The sequence below is a fragment of the Corynebacterium meridianum genome, assembly GCF_016342265.1.
Taxonomy (GTDB): Bacteria; Actinomycetota; Actinomycetes; order Mycobacteriales; family Mycobacteriaceae; genus Corynebacterium; species Corynebacterium meridianum.
Genome location: NZ_JAEIOS010000011.1, coordinates 579,594 through 596,838, shown reverse-complemented (window position 1 = coordinate 596,838; position 17,245 = coordinate 579,594). Strand labels below are relative to the sequence as shown.

The following is a 17,245-nucleotide window of genomic DNA, read 5'->3' as shown; positions in this document are numbered from 1 at the left end:
GGTTGAGGGTACCGACACGCCGCGCAGATGTCCGCCACATGCGCGTGTCTTTCGCACATTATGGAAGGCAACAACTCCCGTACGCACGGTCCCTCAGCTGTGTGGCCTTCTCCAACTGATCTAACAAACTGAAAGGCGAGTGCCTAAGACCATGACCTCACCGAAAAACTTCCTCGCCGTCATCAAAGTCGTCGGTGTCGGCGGTGGCGGCGTCAACGCCGTCAACCGCATGATCGAGGAGGGGCTCAAGGGCGTCGAGTTCATCGCCGTCAACACCGACTCGCAGGCACTGATGTTCTCCGAGGCGGACGTCAAGCTCGACATCGGGCGCGAGGCCACCCGTGGTCTCGGGGCCGGAGCGAACCCCGATGTCGGACGCACCTCCGCGGAAGACCACAAGTCCGAGATCGAGGACTGCCTCAAGGGCGCCGACATGGTCTTCGTGACCGCAGGTGAGGGCGGCGGAACCGGTACCGGCGCCGCCCCCGTCGTGGCCAACATCGCGAAGAAGGCCGGGGCGCTGACCGTCGGCGTGGTCACCCGCCCGTTCCGCTTCGAGGGACGTCGCCGCACCAAGCAGGCCATGGAGGGCATCGAGGCCCTGCGTGCCGTCTGTGACACCCTCATCGTCATCCCGAACGACCGACTGCTTCAGCTCGGCGACCTGAACCTGTCCATGATGGAGGCGTTCCGCACGGCCGACGAGGTCCTGCACAACGGTGTTCAGGGCATCACCAACCTCATCACCACGCCCGGCGTGGTCAACGTCGACTTCGCGGACGTTCGCTCCGTAATGGCGGACGCCGGTTCCGCACTCATGGGCATCGGCTCCGCCAGCGGCGACAACCGGGCGGTCGAGGCCACGGAACAGGCCATCAACTCCCCGCTCCTCGAGTCCACGATGGAAGGCGCCCAGGGAGTCCTGCTGAGCTTCGCCGGTGGATCCGATCTCGGCCTCCAGGAGGTCAACGAGGCCGCCGCGCTCGTCGAGGAGAAGGCGGACGAGGACGCGAACATCATCTGGGGAACCATCATCGACGACAATCTCGGCGACGAGGTCCGGGTCACCGTCATCGCCGCTGGATTCGACTTCGACCAGTCCGCCGCGGAGAAGATCGGCCAGGCCACCACCCAGACCCGTGCTGCCCAGCCCGCGACCACCCCCACCCCGGAGCCGAGCCGTGGCCAGTCCCTGTTCGGCGGCGACGACCGCGACGACGAACGCCCCGCGGACCGCGAGCCGGCGGACCCCGTCGAGAGCTCCAACTACGATCAGCGCGCGGACTCCGCCCGGCACCGTCTCGGTTCCGAGCGTTCCGCGGCGGAACGCCCCGGGCACGGCATGTTCACCAGCTCGCGGGGTCGCCGCGACGACGTCGACGACCTGGACGTTCCGGACTTCCTCCGCTGACGGGGCGGGAGCATGGAGCAGGATTCCGCGAACCCCGAAACAGACATTGCCCGCCGCCCGGTGCGGAAGGTATTCACCACCCGCACCGGTGGTGCCTCCAGGGGGGCGTTCGCGTCCTTCAACCTCGCCGACCATGTCGGTGACGACCCTGCGGCGGTGACCGCCAACCGGGCACGCCTCGCCCGGTCCCTCGGCCTGCCGCCCGACCGGATCGTCTGGATGGAGCAGCTGCACACCCCGACCGTCACCGTTGTGCAGGGGCCCTGCGAGGAGCCGGTGCCGGCCACCGACGCACTGGTGACCAGGACCCGGGGCATCGCCCTCGCGGTCCTCACCGCCGACTGCGTCCCCCTGCTCATCAGTGACCACGACGCGGGGGTCATCGCAGCGGTCCACGCCGGGCGGATCGGGGCACGCAACGGGATCGTTCCACGGACCGTCCAACGCATGACCGAGCTCGGCGCACGGCCGGGACACCTCCACGTGTGGATGGGTGCCGCCGCGAGCGGCGTGAACTACGAACTGCCGGAACCGATGCTCGCGGACCTGGAATCGAGGCTCCCCGGGGTCCGGACGCGTACGGCGAAGGGCACCTGGGGTGCTGATCTTAGGATCGGCATCTCCCGCCAGCTGGAGGAACTCGGCGTCACGAAAATCGACGCCGATCTACGGTGCACGGTGGCTGACCCTACGTTCTTCTCCTACCGCAGGGAGGGGACGACCGGTCGTCAGGCCGGTGTCATCTGGATGCCGGAGGAGGACCGGTGACCCGAGCTGAAGACCTGGCGCACCGGCTCGCGTCCGTCCGCGCGGCGGTCCGCTCGGCCGCACACGCCGCTGGGCGTGATCCGGGGGAGATACGGCTGTTGCCGGTCACGAAGTTCCACCCGGTCTCCGATGTCGGGATCCTGCGCGACCTCGGCGTCGAAGCCGTGGGGGAGAACCGGGTCCAGGATGCAGTGGAGAAGGCCACGCGGTACCCGGATGTTGCCGTCCACCTCATCGGGCAGATACAGACCAACAAGGCCAACGCCGCCTGCCGGGTCGCCGCGGCGGTGCATTCGCTCGACAGCGTCCGGCTGGCGGAGGCCCTCAACCGGGGCACGGCTCTGGCGATCGAACGTGGCCAACGTCCCGGGGGACCGCTTCCGGTCCTCGTCCAGTACAGCTTCGACGGGGACCCGAGACGCGGGGGAGTGCCCGAATCCGGGATTCCCGAGCTGCTCGACGCTCTGTCACGGTGCTCGAACCTGACGCTCTCCGGGGTCATGTGCGTGCCACCGGTGGGTAGTGACCCCGCCGAGGTTTTCGCCTCGGCAGCGGACCTCCGGGACCGTCTCGCCACTACCGGGAAACGGCCGATGGAGCTGTCCGCGGGAATGTCGGGGGATCTCGGAGACGCCGTCGCCGCGGGTTCGACAATCGTGCGTGTCGGTACCGCGATTCTCGGACCCCGTGGATAGGGTGGTGACAAACCGCAGTGGGAGACGACCGGAGGACGCGCTAGCCGACGTCCCTTGAGAAGCAAAGGAAACTACATGTCGAGTGTCAAGAAGTTCAAGGAGTTCTTCGGACTGGCGCCCTACGAGGACGGGCCGCACGACGCGGCGTACTACCGTGACGATGTCGACTACGACGACACCGTCGCACCCGGGGACAACTACGCTCCCGTGACACGCGCAGCCGGTCGTGGCTACAGCTACGGCTCGCCCCGACCCGCCTACGAGCCGCAGTCCTATGCCGCGACCATCGTTCCCGTCCGGCTCGTCAGCTTCAAGCAGTGCACCCGGGTGGGTGAACCCTTCCGCGCCGGTGACGCCGTGGTGATCGACCTGAACTCCATGGACCGCGAAGAGGCACGGCGCGTCATCGACTTCGCCGCCGGACTCGTGTTCGCGCTCCGCGGAGAAATGCGCAAACTCTCGCCCCTGACCTTCGCGCTCATCCCGGATGACGTCGAGGTCACGATCGCCGAGCTCGAGGAAGCCGCGGGAATCCGCTGATCCCCGGTTCGCCCACCTGGGCGCCCCATCCTGATCGCGCCCCCGCGATCGACACCCCCGCATCCGGTTGAAACCGTCCGCATGCGGGGGTGTCGCGTGTCCGGCCCCTGATCCGATAGGCTCGGACCGGTGAACCCAATCATCCTGATTCTGCTGCTGCTCATCCGGATCTACAGCTACATTCTCGTACTGCGGATCGTTGTCGAGATGATCCATTCGTTCTCCCGGAACTTCCGGCCGCCACGGTGGTTCGCGTATCTCGCCGAACCCCTGTTCGTTCTGACCGATCCGCCCGTCAAGGCGCTGCGTCGGGTGATTCCACCCCTGCGAATGGGAAATGTGGCGCTCGACATGTCGATCATCGTCCTTTTCCTCATTCTCTGGCTGGCGGCGATCGTTCTCGGGATGATGCTGCGCTGACGACGGGTAATTTCCGCCGCGAAGAACTTTTGCGGTTTGAAGATGTCCGAGTATTTCCGACACGGTGAAACGCCCAGGTACACTTTCGCGATAATTAGAAGTAATATCGGATCAGTCAATGAACCGCAGATGACCACTGTGGGCACCAGGGGCCCGATACACCGAAGTTTCACCAGGGTCCACCAACGAGCGAAGGGAACCGTCCATGCCGCTGACTCCAGCCGACGTGCACAATGTCGCTTTCAGCAAACCGCCGATCGGAAAGCGTGGCTACAACGAGGACGAGGTTGATCAGTTCCTCGACATGGTCGAAGACACCCTCGGTCGTCTGATCGACGAGAAGGAAGACCTGCAGCAGCGGGTCGAGGAAGCGAACAACGAACTGAAGCAGGCCGGTTCCGGCTCTGCCGGCGTGGATGAGGGCGCGCTCCGTTCGAAGATCGAGAAGGAGATCCGGGCGGACTACGAGCGCAAGCTCGCCGAGGCGAACGAAGCCACGAAGAAGGCCCGCAGCGAGGCGGATCAGGCGCGCAAGGCAGCCGCGGATGCCAAGGCCGAGGCCGAGAAGGCCGCCAGGGCTTCTTCCGCGGCACCCGCAGCCGCTCCCGCCGCGTCCAGCGCCGACAGCCAGGTGCAGGCCGCCAGGGTTCTCGGGCTCGCGCAGGAGGTCGCCGACCGCATCCAGGCGGACGCCCGCACCGAGTCGAAGTCGATGCTCGACGAGGCGCACGCCGCCGCCGAGAAGGAACTCTCCGAGGCGACACAGAAATCGAAGACGCTGGTGGCGAACGCCGAGAAGCAGGCATCCGAGAAGCTCTCCAAGGCCAACTCCGAGGCCGAGCAGAAGCTCAGCCAGGCCAACTCCCGCGCGGAGACCCTCGTGAGCGAGGCGACGAAGAAGGCCGACACCATGGTCGCCGAGGCGAAGAAGACCTCCGAATCCATGGTCTCCGACGCCAACGCACAGGCCGAGGCACAGCTGAAGCAGGCGAAGGACAAGGCCGATGCGCTGCAGTCCGACGCCGAGCGCAAGCACACCGAGATCATGGCCACGGTGAAGAACAAGCAGTCCGTCCTGGAGGCCCGTATCGCCGAGCTCCGGACCTTTGAGCGGGAGTACCGTACCCGCATGAAGACCTTCCTCGAGAGCCAGCTAGAGGAGTTGTCCAGCCGCGGCTTCGCCGCCCCCAACGGCGGGGACAACGAGGGCAAGGCCTAGACCCCGCGAATCACCCCAGACGACAGGCCTCCCCGCGGGGAGGCCTGTCGTCTTTCGCCTTGCCACACACCGCAGTCACACACCGCACGATCCGTCGAGAAGGGACGCCATGCTGATCGCCGCCCTCGTCACCGCCCTGATCGGGTTCGGGCTTCTGGTGATGACCGTCCAGTCAGGTTCGGACGTCTATTCCTGGCTGCTCATCGCCGACGCCGCAGTGGGGCTGGGATTCCTCGTGGCGGACATGGCGATCAAGAGCCATCGGAGGCGCGAGCGGCCGGAGGATTGACCGCGGGTTCCCGTGAGTTATACTTTGTTCGCGTCATGCTTCCCCGGCGGGGAGCACGCAAGGCAGTGATCCGGCCATCACCGGGGAGCCATCCGGAAGAACAGATACCGCGGTCTCCGTACCGTGGCTCCCAGTAGAACCGGACGGGTGGGACCGTGACAGACCTTCTCGAAGACAATCAAGTGGGGCGCCCTCAAAGGTGCCCAAGCAGGGTGGTACCGCGTGCCGGTTGATCCGGGGCGTCCCCGCACACGATGAGCACCTTTCATTGATTGTCCTCGAACGCAAGGAGCGTTGAACGCCCATGAATAACCCAGTTGGCGGTGTCTACCCGAAGGTGGATCTCACCGGAGGCTCCACCCGTTTCCCTGACATGGAGAAGTCGGTACTCGACTTCTGGCGTGCCGACGGAACCTTCCGTCAGTCCATCGATCAGCGGGACGGCGCGCCCGAGTACGTCTTCTACGACGGACCGCCCTTCGCCAACGGCCTCCCGCACTACGGACACCTGCTCACCGGCTACGTCAAGGACATCGTCCCCCGGTTCCAGACGATGCGCGGGAAGCGCGTCGAACGGGTCTTCGGCTGGGACTGCCACGGCCTGCCCGCCGAGCTCGAGGCCGAGAAGCAGCTCGGCATCAAGGACAAGGGTGAGATCGAGTCCATGGGCCTCGAGAAGTTCAACGAGTACTGCGCCTCCTCCGTCCTGCGCTACACCGAGGAGTGGAAGGACTACGTTACCCGGCAGGCACGGTGGGTGGACTTCGACAACGGATACAAGACCATGGACTCGGACTTCATGGAGTCCGTCATGTGGGCGTTCAAGGAGCTCTACGACAAGGGGCTGATCTACCAGGGCTTCCGCGTTCTGCCGTATTCCTGGGCTGAGCACACGCCCCTGTCCAACCAGGAGACCCGTCTCGATGACTCCTACAAGATGCGGCAGGACCCGACCCTGACGATCACGATGCCGCTCACCGGTGCGCTCGAGGGATCGGCCGCGGAGAAGACGCTGGCCGAGCACCCCGAGCTCGCCGACGCCGCGGCGATCGCCTGGACGACCACCCCCTGGACGCTGCCCTCCAACGCGGCGTTGGCCGTCAACCCCGGCGTCGACTACGTACTTGCCAGGATCGGTGAGTCGGGCCACGCCGACTTCGTCGGCCGGAAGATCCTCCTCGCGGAGGCTCTCGTCGGCGCGTACGCCAAGGAACTCGGCGAGGACCACGAGGTGCTGGCGACCTTCCCGGGCTCGGACCTGGTGGGCTTCACCTACGAACCCATCTTCACGTTCTTCCCCGTGGAGAACGGATTCCGGATACTCGGGGCCGAGTACGTCACCACCGAGGACGGCACCGGCATCGTCCACCAGGCTCCCGCCTTCGGTGAGGACGACATGCTGATCTGCCAGGCCAATGACGTCGAGGTCGTCGTTCCGGTCGACATGGACGGTAAGTTCACCGCCCAGGTGCCCGACTACGAGGGCATGCTCGTCTTCGACGCGAACAAGGACATCATCCGGGATCTCAAGGCCCGGGGCAGGGTTCTGCGGCACCAGACCATCGAGCACTCCTACCCGCACTCCTGGCGCTCCGGTGAGCCGCTGATCTACATGGCGCTGCCGAGCTGGTTCGTCGCCGTCACCAAGTTCCGCGACCGGATGGTCGAGCTGAACCGCGAGGAGATCGAGTGGATGCCGTCCCACATCCGGGACGGACAGTTCGGCAAGTGGCTCGAGGGTGCACGGGACTGGAACATCTCCCGTAACCGCTACTGGGGCTCCCCGATCCCCGTGTGGGTGTCCGACTCCGACGAGTACCCCCGCGTTGACGTGTACGGCTCACTCGACGAACTCGAGCGTGACTTCGGACGTCGACCCGAGTCCCTGCACCGCCCGCACATCGATGCGCTCACCCGTCCGAACCCCGATGACCCCACCGGGAAGTCCACGATGCACCGCGTCCCCGAGGTGCTGGACTGCTGGTTCGAGTCCGGATCCATGAGCTTCGCCCAGAAGCACTACCCCTTCGAGAACAAGGACTGGGTGGAGACGCACTGGCCGGCGGACTTCATCGTCGAGTACTCGGGACAGACCCGCGGCTGGTTCTACACCATGCACGTCCTGTCCACCGCACTGTTCGACAAGCCGGCCTTCCGGAAGTGCGTCGCCCACGGCATCGTGCTCGGCGACGACGGACTGAAGATGAGCAAGTCGAAGGGGAACTACCCGAACGTCAACGAGGTCTTCGACCGTGACGGATCCGACGCGATGCGCTGGTTCCTGATGAGCTCGCCGATCCTGCGTGGCGGCAACCTCATCGTCACCGAGCAGGGCATCCGCGAGGGCGTCCGGCAGGCGCTGCTGCCGATGTGGAACGCCTACAGCTTCCTGCAGCTGTACTCCTCGAAGCCCGCGGAGTGGTCCACCGACTCCGACAACGTCCTCGACCGGTACATCCTGGCGAAGCTGCACAACCTCGTCACGAACGTCCGGGACGCCCTCGACGGCACGGACATCGCCCGCGCCTGCGATGAGGTCCGCTGGTTCTGTGACGCCCTCACCAACTGGTACGTGCGTCGCTCCAGGGAGCGGTTCTGGGCCGGTGACACCGAACACCCTGAGGCATTCAACACCCTCTACACCGTGCTCGAGACACTCGCACGCGTCGCCGCCCCGCTGCTCCCCATGGTCACCGAGGTCATCTGGCGGGGTCTCACCGGCGGCCGCTCCGTCCACCTCACCGACTACCCGGATCCCACCGACTTCCCCGTCGACGAGGACCTCGTCCGTGCAATGGACCAGATCCGGGGCGTGTGCTCCGCGGCGAGCTCCGTGCGCAAGTCCCACAAGCTGCGCAACCGGCTGCCTCTGCCGAAGCTCACGGTGGCGATGCCGGAGTCCGATCTGCTCGCACCGTTCACCTCCATCCTGCGGGACGAGGTCAACGTCAAGGAGGTCGCCCTCACCGACGACGTCGACTCCGTCGGACGCTTCGAGGTCGTCGTGAACGCCCGTGAGGCCGGACCGCGTCTCGGGAAGGACGTCCAGCGCGTGATCAAGGCGGTGAAGTCCGGGAACTACACCCGCGAGGGTGACACAGTCGTCGCGGACGGTATCTCGTTGAAGGCCAACGAGTACACCGAGCGTCTCAAGGCCGCCGACCCGGAGTCCACCGCACAGGTCGACGGAGCCGAGGGCCTGGTCGTCCTCGATCTGACGGTCACCCCGGAGCTCGAGGCCGAGGGCTGGGCGGCGGACATCGTCCGTGGCCTGCAGGACGCCCGGAAGGCCAGCGGCTTCGAGGTCTCCGACCGGATCACCGTCGAACTGTCTGTCCCCGCGGACAAGCTGGAGTGGGCGGAGCGTCACCGCGAGCTCATCGCCGGAGAGGTTCTCGCAACCGGTTTCGAGGTCCGTACCGGGGAGCTCGCCGGCGACGTGCACGACATCGTCCCCGGGGTCACCGCGGTGGTGGCGAAGGCCTGATCCACCCACCCACGACAGAGCGGGCGCCCGCTCTGTTCCGGGCCGCCGGACGGGAGGTGGCCCGGCCGGTCATTCGCCCACATGTTCGTTTCGCGATACGCTGATTCCCATGCAACGGTGGGTGCTGCACGTAGACATGGATGCGTTCTACGCCTCCGTCGAACAGCTGACCCGTCCCACGCTCCGGGGCCGTCCCGTTCTGGTCGGTGGTGTCTCGGGGCGGGGAGTCGTGGCCGGTGCGTCCTACCAGGCGCGCGCCTTCGGGGCGCACTCCGCGATGCCCATGCACCAGGCGAAGAAGCTCGTCGGTTTCGGGGCGGTGGTGATCACACCACGCGGAAGGGTCTACTCGGCGGCGTCACGCCGGGTGTTCGAGGTCATCCGGCGGCACGCGGGGATCATCGAGCAGCTCTCCATCGACGAGGCATTCATGGAACCCCCGGAGCTGGTCGGCGCGACCCCGGACGAGGTCCGGGACTGGGCGGAGAACCTCCGCTCGGAGGTCAAGGCCGAGACCGGCCTGCCGTGCTCGATCGGAGCCGGTTCCGGGAAGCAGTACGCGAAGATCGGCTCGGGGGAGGCGAAACCCGACGGCGTCTACGTCATCCCCGTGGAAAGACAGCGCGAGATGCTCGATCCGCTGCCGGTCCGGAAACTCTGGGGTATCGGACCAGTCGCGGAGGCGAAACTCCACCAGCTGGGGGTGGACACGATCGCCGATTTCGCCGCGATGACGGAGGCCGAGGTCAGGATAAGCCTCGGGTCAACCGTTGGGGTGGCCCTGTGGCGCCTGGCGCGCGGCCACGATGACCGGCCGGTGGCCCCCCGTGCAGTAGCGAAGCAGATCTCCACGGAGCACACCTACCCGAAGGACCTCACCACGGTCGCGGAGGTGGACGAAGCCATCGACCGGGCTGCCGCGGGTGCCCACCGCCGGCTTTTGGCCGACGGGCGCGGTGCCCGGACGGTCACCGTGAAACTGAAGATGGCCGACTTCCGTACGGAGTCCCGCTCGCAGTCGCTGCCGTACACGACCGACGAGAAGGCCACGCTCGTGGCCGTGGCACACAATCTGGCCCGCTACCCGGACGAAGTTGGCCCGATCAGGCTGGTCGGTGTGAGCTTCTCCGGGCTCGAGCACGCCCGCCAGAACGTTCTCTTCCCGGAGCTCGACCAGCGGATCACGGTGCCCGAACCGGACGCCGACTACGAGGTGGGCGTGCGCGGTTCCACGAATGAGCCACCGGTGCTGACCGTGACGGAACCCGCACCCGAATCGAGGTGGAAGGCGACCGAGGACGTCCACCACCCCGAGTACGGGCACGGCTGGGTGCAGGGGGCGGGCCACGGAATCGTCTCGGTCCGCTTCGAGACCCGGACCACCGATCGTGGCAGGACCCGGAACTTCGACGAGAATGATCCGAGTCTCTGCTCGGCGGACCCCCTCGATTCCCTGGACTGGGATGACTGGTTCGCATCCCGGGAAGACTGCGGGGACGGGTGACGGACGGGGTTCCGGTCCAGTGAGCCTGTGGTTCTTCTGCTGTGGAAATGAAGTAGAGTTTTCCGCATACCCGGCCGGATGGACTGTGCTCCGCTCGGTGGGCCCCGACGCGACACCCTCATGAGGAGACCCGATGACCGACAGCAATCCGTCCCGACCCGAATACGGACAGCCCTCCGGTGAGGGATCAACCTCTCCGATGGAAGGGAACGCACAGAGTCCGTTGGGTTGGGATGACTCCGAAGAGTCTGAATCTCTCCGCCCGCGTGCGGATTCCCGGGAGGCGTCGCCCTCGGAGGACTGGTGGGTTACGGGGCAGGACCCGCAGGCGTCCGACGACGACCAACTGTCCGGGGGATGGGACGACACCGCCGTGTCGGAATCTGCCAACCCGGACGCGGCGGTCCGGGAGACGCCACAGTCGTACAACCCGGGGTATGCCGTGCAGACGCCGGCGCAAAACCGGACGGACCACGCTTACGATCCGCAGGTGCCGGCGTACAGCCAGCAGATGCACGGGTATGCGCCACAGGTGCCCGCGTACGGGCCGCAGGCGAACGGGTACAACCAGTTCGGTGGAGAGCAGAAATCCTGGCTGGCTGCCGTTCTACTCTGTCTGTTCTTCGGGGAACTGGGGGTCCACAACTTCTACATCGGGCAGAAACAGACCGGGACCGTGCAGCTCGCGCTGTACGGAGGCACGTTCCTGTTATTCCTGATCACTTTCGGATTCGGGTTCTTTCTCCTGCTTCCGTCCGTCATCTGGAAGTTCGTCGACCTGATCAAGCTGTTGACCGGTTCGATCTCAACGGACGCGCAGGGTATTCCGCTGAAGCGTTGACCGGCCGGAGCCGGATCGGATCAGAACAGGGTTGCAGGATGTCGCCCGGAGGCGATCGCGATCGCGAGCAGGACCCTCGCCTGTGCGGAGCGGAAGTAGGTTGAGCCGACCGCGCCGAGGGAATTCAACGTCGCCCCGCCGCCGGCGCCACCGTAGCTTCCGCGGACCTCGCCGCGGGGCACCCGGGTGCTGATCACGACCGGGAGTCCGTCGCGCAGCGCGTCGCCCACCGCTGCGGCGAGTCCCGTTCCGATGTTCCCCGACCCCATCGCCTCGATGACGAGGCCGTCCGCGCCCGCCGAGCGGGCCGAGTCGACGAGCTCCCGTGGCGCGCCGGGGTAGGCGTGGATGATGTGGACGACCACGTCCGCGAGATCCACCGCCGGGACAACGTCCGCCCGGGTCGGTTCCTCGGGGGCGTTCGTCGCGAACGCGAGGTCGTCGGTGGTGTGCCACTTCACCGCGCCGCGTGCGGGGAGGACCGCCCTGCCGAACACGATGAGAACCCCGATTCCACGGGCGGTGGGGGAGGTGACCACATTGACCGCGTCCAGCAGGTTGAGTGGGCCGTCCGCGTCGGGATGATCGTGGGGGAGTTGTGCCCCGGTGAGTACCACAGGTCGGTCGTCCGCGTGGAAAGTGTCGAGGGCCACGGCGGTCTCCTCCATCGAGTCCGTGCCGTGGGTGATTACGACGCCGGAGACCTCCGGGTCGCTCAGCGCGTCCTCCACCGCGCGCCGGATCTCGTCGATGTCGGCGAAGGTCATCGAGGATGAGTCCAGCCGGTTGAGTTCGCGGACGTCGAACGCCACGTCCGAGGCCTCGAAACGGGCGGCGACCGGTGCGAGGAGCTCGGACCCCGCCACCGTGGGGAGCAGGACCCCATCCGGGTCGGTGGTGCACGCGATGGTTCCGCCGGTCGTGATCACCACGATCCGCTTCGGGGAGTTTTCGGGGGAGCCTGGGTGCTGGTGCTGCTCGGTCATGGGAACAAGACTGCCACATCCGGTGCACAAAACCCGCAGAGCGCAGAGACTGCCAATGAGCCCCTCGTAACTACGGCAACTTGCGTAACTTCTGTTTACATCAGGCACACTGTTAGGATCAGTGTCGCGTACGCCCGCCACGGGATCCGCCGTGGGCCCAGTCCCTGCCTCGGGCCCCGCAGCACCCGACCGTGGACACTGAACGAGGTACCGGGCGTCCTACCCCACGAGGAGACAACGTGAATATTCTCAAGCACCTGGCCCCCGCAGCAGCGGTGGCCGCAGCCCTGTCACTCGTCGCCTGTTCCGGCGACGATGAGGCACCGGACACCACCGCCCCGGCGTCCTCCAGTACGGCTCCGGGTTCCGCCGCGGCAGCGATTCCGGAACAGCCGACCGCCGAGGAACTCAACGCCATTCTCGCCACGGCGACCAACCCCGACGCCTCCGTCGAGGAGAAGATCCGTACCGTTCAGGGCGGGGAGAACGCTCCCGAGCTGTTCGAGACGATGACCCGCTCCAAGCAGGAATCCGGCGCCGACTTCCAGGTGGTTCCCCCGGTCCTGCCAGGTTATGAGAACGACACCGTCCTCGCCACCGTGAACTTCACCCTCCCGGACCGACCCAGCCAGGTCGCCGAGAACGTCGAGTTCGTCTACGTCGACGGAACCTGGCAGCTCTCCCAGAGCTGGGCGTGCACCCTCATCACCAACACCGTTCCCCCGGAGCAGGTCCCGCCGATGTGCATCGATGCAGGTGCCGAGGAAGTACCTGCGCTCGACCCGGCCGCGCCCGCCGAGGCCCCGGCTGAGGCACCGGCCGGAGAAGCCCCGGCCCAGTAGTCGATCAGGGGAGCCGCCACACCGGCGGCGACGCACCGCGCCCGTCCCACCTTCGGAGGAAGGGGGCCGGGCGCGGTGCGTCGCCGGGTTCAGTCGAAGTGGACCGCCGTGTGGCTGTCCTGGACCACGCGGACGTCGGACCCGTCCCCGGCGTAGATGACCCGGGTGGTGAAGGCGACACCGCCGGACCGCGGCAGCGGGTCGTCGAGATCGAGTTCCAGATGCCCGGTGGAGGAGGTCTCCGCGCTCTCGACGCGTAACTCGCCCGCGGCACCATCGGAGTCACCCTGCGGTGCCAGCGCGTCGAGTGACAGTGCGCCGATGCTGGGGCGCTGATCCACCTCGACATCCATCCCCACCGTCCGCCCGTCGAGCTCGGTGAGCGTGTAGGTCATCGTCTGCAGCATGGTGGTCGAGCCGGTGATCCGGCTCTCGACGGTCCACCGGGCGCCCGGGCCCACCGGCTCGTCGGGGAACACCACCGCGAGGGTGACGAGATTGCCCAATCTGGACTCCATCCCCGCGCGTCCGATGTCTGATGCGGAATCCGGGGCGTGCAGGGACATCGAGACCGGCTTACCCGACGGGGTCGTCGCGTAGCTCACGGTGAACCCGTCGGCTCCCGCGAGTTCGGCGTCCCAGTCGACGTCGGGGTCCTCCCCGGAACGCAGCGTCGTCGTGCCACCGGAGAACCGGGGCGACCCCGCGATCACCGTGACCTGACGGGTCGCACCCGTCTCACCCGCCGTGACCTTCTCGCCGTCCACCGCGCGCACCGTGGCCTGCGCGTCGACGTCGAGAACGGGGAGTCCGTCCGGTTCCGCGGGAGGATGGGGCGGCGTTCCGGCACCGGAGTCGACGAGCGTGGTGAAGCCACCGCCGAACCTCACCGGGAGTTCCTGGGTCGGAGCGTCCGCGTCCGGGACCCCATAGGAGAGAACCTGCCGGGCGGATCCCGGATCGAGGAGAGTGACGCGGGGCGGATCGAGGTCGATACGGACGGTGTCTCCGCTGATCTGGCCGTCCGACTGCGTCGCCGGATCCGGGCCGCCGTCACCGTCGGAGCAGGCGACGAGGGCGGTCGCCGCCACGGCGGACACGCAGAACATGCGGATACGGCGTTTCGTCTTGTTGGGGGAGAGTCTCACCCCGTCAACGGTACCGCTCCCCGGGACGGTGGGCGATCGAGTGGGTTTTGCGGCGGTTTTGGGGGAAGATGGTCACCGTGACTGACAAGGTGACTGACAAGGTGAGGCGAAATAAGGGATATCTGGTGTTCACGGTCGTGGTGATTGTCGTTGCCGCTGCCGTGGACCAACTCTCCAAGGCCCTGATCCTCGCCGGGATGGAACCCGGCGAGGTCGTGCCACTGATCGGCGACTGGTTCCGGTTCCACCTGGTGTTCAATCCCGGGGCCGCATTCTCCTTCGGTACGTCGTTCACGTGGGTGTTCGCCGCCATCCAGTTGATCTTCGTCGTGGGGATCCTCTGGCACTCGCCCCGGGTGGACGGGCGGCTCGCGGCCCTCGGCCTCGCACTCGTCGCCGGCGGTGCGGCCGGAAATCTCACCGACCGGTTGTTCCGGGACCCCGGTTTCTTCGTCGGGCATGTCGTCGACTTCATCTCAGTGGGGGATTTCGCGGTGTTCAACGTGGCGGACTCGTGCATCACCGTCGGGGTGGCCGTGTTCCTGCTGTCCGCGCTGCTGGACGCCCGCGCCGAGTCACGGGCCACGGAGGTGGCCGCATGACCCGGCCCTCCCGCCAACTCCCCGTCCCCGACGGCCTCGCCGGTATGCGCGTCGACGCCGGACTGGCGAAGCTCCTCGGTCTGTCCCGCACCACGGTCGCCGATCTGGCCGCCGCCGGCGACATCCTCGTCGACGGGCGCGCGGTCGGGAAATCCGACCGGCTGACAGCAGGCGACTGGCTCGACGTCACGCTGCCCGAACCAGAGCGCCCCCTGCATCCCAGGGAGGAACTCGTCGAGGGCATGGACATCCTCTACTCCGACGACGACGTCATCGCCGTTAACAAGCCCGTCGGGGTCGCAGCGCACCCGACCGTCGGTTGGGAGGGGCCGACCGTGGTGGGCGGACTGGCCGCCGCCGGCTTCCGGATCTCCACCTCGGGGCCACCGGAACGCAAGGGCATCGTGCAGCGTCTCGACGTCGGTACCTCCGGTGTCATGGTCGTCGCCGCCAGCGAGCGGGCGTACACCCACCTCAAACGCGCGTTCCGGGACCGCACCGTGACCAAGACCTACCACGCGCTCGTGCAGGGCCACCCCGATCCGTCGACCGGCACCATCGAGGCGCCCATCGGCAGGCATCCGTCCGCCGGCTGGCGGTTCTGCGTGCGTAGTGACGGCAAGCACTCGGTGACCCACTACTCGACGATCGAGGCGTTCCGTGAGGCCTCGCTCCTCGACGTCCACCTGGAGACCGGCCGCACCCACCAGATCCGTGTCCACTTCTCCGCGTTGCACCATCCGTGCTGCGGGGACCCGATGTACGGCTCGGACCCGAACCTCAGCAAACGGCTCGGCCTCGACCGCCAGTGGCTGCACGCCGTCTCCCTCGGATTCACCCATCCAGCCGACGGCCGGGCGATGGAGATCGTCTCGCCCTACCCGGATGACCTGCAGCAGGCGCTGGACATCCTGAGGCAGTCGTAGAAGACACCCGGAGGCAGAAAATGGGCATGGACGTGGATCGGATCCGGACCGGTGTCGCGGTGGTCAGCATCGCCGCGCTCATCGGTGCCGTCGCCTGGCTGTCCACCTCGGACCGGGTGGCCAAACCGATGCCGGTCAACGGGGATGTCCTCGGCCGGTACCACGGTGAATCCCTGGACGACTACCTCGCCCGCGCCGGAGACAGCCTCGCGGTGACCCCGGACGACGACGATGGCTTCGCGCTCGTGACGTTCCGCGAGCTGCAGCCCGCCGCGGATGCGGCACGGGTCCTGGAGCAGGCCGACATCGGGCGGGTCAACGCGCTCGTCCTGGATGGTGCGGTCCCCGTGGCGCTGCCCGAACCCACCGGTGCGGAAGGGCGGGAAGAGGTGTTCGACCGCACCCTGAACCTCATCGGACACTCCCTCGGCGACGGCGGCACTCTGCCGGACCGGCGGTTGCGTGGCGTGGTCGTCTGGGACGACGGGAGGGCTCTCCGCGTCCTCGCCGGGGAACCGGAGGTGCTCGCGGTCGAGGTGCTGCCCCCGGATGCTGCGTGGGGCCGGATCGGGGTTCAGCCGGTGGTCAGACCGGAGTGACATCCTCCGCTGCGGGAGCCGCGCGATGCCTGGACCGCTGCTGCGCCACGAGGTCACCGAGGTAGATCGCCACCGAGACCCAGATGATGCAGAAACCCACCCACCGCACGGGGGAGAGCGTCTCGTCGACGATGAGCACCGCCCACAGCATCTGGATCGACGGGGTCATGTACTGGAGCATGCCGATCGTCGCCAACGGGATGCGGCTGGCCGCCATCCCGAACAGCAGCAGCGGTACCGCGGTGACGACCCCGGTGCTCATCAGGATCAGCGTGTGGCCCGTGCCGTACCCGGTGCGGCTCCCCCCACCGCGGACGCCGAGGAATACGAGGTACCCGACCGCGAGGGGTAGGAGCACGAGGGTCTCCCCGGCGAGGGAGGCCGTCGCCGGGACACCGACCCGCTTCTTGAGCAGGCCGTAGGCGCCGAAGGTCACCGCGAGGGTCAGCCCGAGCAGTGGGGGCTCACCGCCGACGACCGTGAGGATGAGCACCGCGACGACCGCGATCGCCACCGAGACCTTCTGCGCCGGCCGCAGCCGCTCCTTCAGGAAGATCATGCCCATCGCCACACTCACGAGGGGATTGATGAAGTAGCCGAGAGCCGCCTCCGAGACGTGCCCGGTGTTCACCGCGATGACGTAGACCAGCCAGTTCAGCGCGATGAGCACCGCCGCCCCGGCGATCGTCCCCCAGGTCCTGCGGTCCGCCCGGCGCAGAACCGGTATCCCGCGGGTCACGCCGAGGACGAGGAACATCACGAGCGCGGTCCACACGATGCGGTGCGCCAGGATCTCCAGCGGCGAGGCGGGTTTCAGCAACGGGAAGTAGGCGGCGAAGGAACCCCAGAGCAGGTAGGCGAGAACCCCGAATATCATTCGGAACACACTACCCGTGTCGGCCCCGGTAGCCCACGGATGTCCCGTGGATCGGCGAATGACACCGTTGTCACCCACGGGGTGGGGCCGT

17 protein-coding genes are annotated in these 17,245 nt (G+C 67.1%); 14 read left to right on the top strand and 3 right to left on the bottom strand.

The features are described 5' to 3' along the window. Positions 1-151: 151 nt before the first annotated feature. The 10 genes from ftsZ (at position 152) to JDV75_RS05815 (ending at position 11,174) form a co-directional block, all read left to right on the top strand. Positions 152-1,411 (top strand): cell division protein FtsZ, encoded by a 1,260-nt coding sequence (gene ftsZ, locus JDV75_RS05860; RefSeq protein WP_198738281.1) that lies wholly within the window; start codon positions 152-154, stop codon positions 1,409-1,411. A 12-nt stretch (positions 1,412-1,423) separates the two neighbouring features. Beyond that, positions 1,424-2,179, top strand: a complete 756-nt coding sequence (gene pgeF, locus JDV75_RS05855; protein WP_198738280.1) for a peptidoglycan editing factor PgeF — start codon at positions 1,424-1,426, stop codon at positions 2,177-2,179. After that, positions 2,176-2,874 carry a YggS family pyridoxal phosphate-dependent enzyme gene (locus tag JDV75_RS05850; RefSeq protein ID WP_198738279.1) on the top strand — a complete coding sequence of 233 codons (699 nt, stop codon included), beginning with the start codon at positions 2,176-2,178 and terminating at the stop codon, positions 2,872-2,874. Before pgeF ends, JDV75_RS05850 begins: the two co-directional genes overlap by 4 nt. 75 nt (positions 2,875-2,949) lie before the next feature. After that, a complete protein-coding gene (locus JDV75_RS05845) occupies positions 2,950-3,414 on the top strand; it encodes a cell division protein SepF (protein WP_198738278.1) in 465 nt (154 codons plus the stop codon). A 129-nt stretch (positions 3,415-3,543) separates the two neighbouring features. Next, the gene (locus JDV75_RS05840; protein WP_198738277.1) at positions 3,544-3,834 is read left to right on the top strand and encodes a YggT family protein; all 291 of its coding nucleotides are present in this window, start codon (positions 3,544-3,546) and stop codon (positions 3,832-3,834) included. Between the two features lie 205 nt (positions 3,835-4,039). After that, positions 4,040-5,053 carry a DivIVA domain-containing protein gene (locus JDV75_RS05835; protein ID WP_198738276.1) on the top strand — a complete coding sequence of 338 codons (1,014 nt, stop codon included), beginning with the start codon at positions 4,040-4,042 and terminating at the stop codon, positions 5,051-5,053. A 109-nt stretch (positions 5,054-5,162) separates the two neighbouring features. Continuing rightward, entirely contained in the window at positions 5,163-5,342 is a 180-nt protein-coding gene (locus JDV75_RS05830; RefSeq protein ID WP_198738275.1) for a hypothetical protein, read from the top strand. A 304-nt stretch (positions 5,343-5,646) separates the two neighbouring features. After that, positions 5,647-8,829, top strand: coding sequence for an isoleucine--tRNA ligase (gene ileS / locus JDV75_RS05825; protein ID WP_198738274.1), 3,183 nt, complete (start codon positions 5,647-5,649; stop codon positions 8,827-8,829). A 109-nt stretch (positions 8,830-8,938) separates the two neighbouring features. Continuing rightward, positions 8,939-10,333, top strand: a complete 1,395-nt coding sequence (locus JDV75_RS05820) for a DNA polymerase IV (protein ID WP_198738273.1) — start codon at positions 8,939-8,941, stop codon at positions 10,331-10,333. 133 nt (positions 10,334-10,466) lie between these two features. Next, a complete protein-coding gene (locus JDV75_RS05815; protein ID WP_198738272.1) occupies positions 10,467-11,174 on the top strand; it encodes a TM2 domain-containing protein in 708 nt (235 codons plus the stop codon). 20 nt (positions 11,175-11,194) lie between these two features. On the opposite strand, the gene JDV75_RS05810 is transcribed toward JDV75_RS05815, so the two are convergent. Beyond that, entirely contained in the window at positions 11,195-12,160 is a 966-nt protein-coding gene (locus tag JDV75_RS05810) for an asparaginase (RefSeq protein ID WP_198738271.1), read from the bottom strand. Between the two features lie 239 nt (positions 12,161-12,399). Between JDV75_RS05810 and JDV75_RS05805 the strand changes: the two genes are divergently transcribed. After that, positions 12,400-13,002 (top strand): WKL family lipoprotein, encoded by a 603-nt coding sequence (locus JDV75_RS05805; RefSeq protein WP_198738270.1) that lies wholly within the window; start codon positions 12,400-12,402, stop codon positions 13,000-13,002. Between the two features lie 89 nt (positions 13,003-13,091). On the opposite strand, the gene JDV75_RS05800 is transcribed toward JDV75_RS05805, so the two are convergent. Continuing rightward, positions 13,092-14,150 carry a hypothetical protein gene (locus JDV75_RS05800; protein ID WP_198738269.1) on the bottom strand — a complete coding sequence of 353 codons (1,059 nt, stop codon included), beginning with the start codon at positions 14,148-14,150 and terminating at the stop codon, positions 13,092-13,094. A gap of 68 nt (positions 14,151-14,218) precedes the next feature. Here JDV75_RS05800 and lspA point away from each other — a divergent pair, with 68 nt between their 5' ends. From lspA to JDV75_RS05785, 3 genes are read left to right on the top strand one after another with little or no spacing between them, the layout of a single operon-like run. Beyond that, positions 14,219-14,752 (top strand): signal peptidase II, encoded by a 534-nt coding sequence (lspA, locus tag JDV75_RS05795; RefSeq protein ID WP_198738268.1) that lies wholly within the window; start codon positions 14,219-14,221, stop codon positions 14,750-14,752. Then, positions 14,749-15,678 carry an RluA family pseudouridine synthase gene (locus tag JDV75_RS05790; RefSeq protein WP_198738267.1) on the top strand — a complete coding sequence of 310 codons (930 nt, stop codon included), beginning with the start codon at positions 14,749-14,751 and terminating at the stop codon, positions 15,676-15,678. The genes lspA and JDV75_RS05790 overlap by 4 nt, the downstream gene beginning before the upstream one ends. Before the next feature lie 26 nt (positions 15,679-15,704). Next, a complete protein-coding gene (locus JDV75_RS05785; RefSeq protein ID WP_232958184.1) occupies positions 15,705-16,277 on the top strand; it encodes a hypothetical protein in 573 nt (190 codons plus the stop codon). On the opposite strand, the gene rarD is transcribed toward JDV75_RS05785, so the two are convergent. Beyond that, on the bottom strand, positions 16,264-17,154 hold the full coding sequence (gene rarD / locus JDV75_RS05780; RefSeq protein WP_198738265.1) for an EamA family transporter RarD: 891 nt from the start codon (positions 17,152-17,154) through the stop codon (positions 16,264-16,266). The two genes, JDV75_RS05785 and rarD, sit on opposite strands and share 14 nt — an antisense overlap. Positions 17,155-17,245 lie beyond the last annotated feature (91 nt).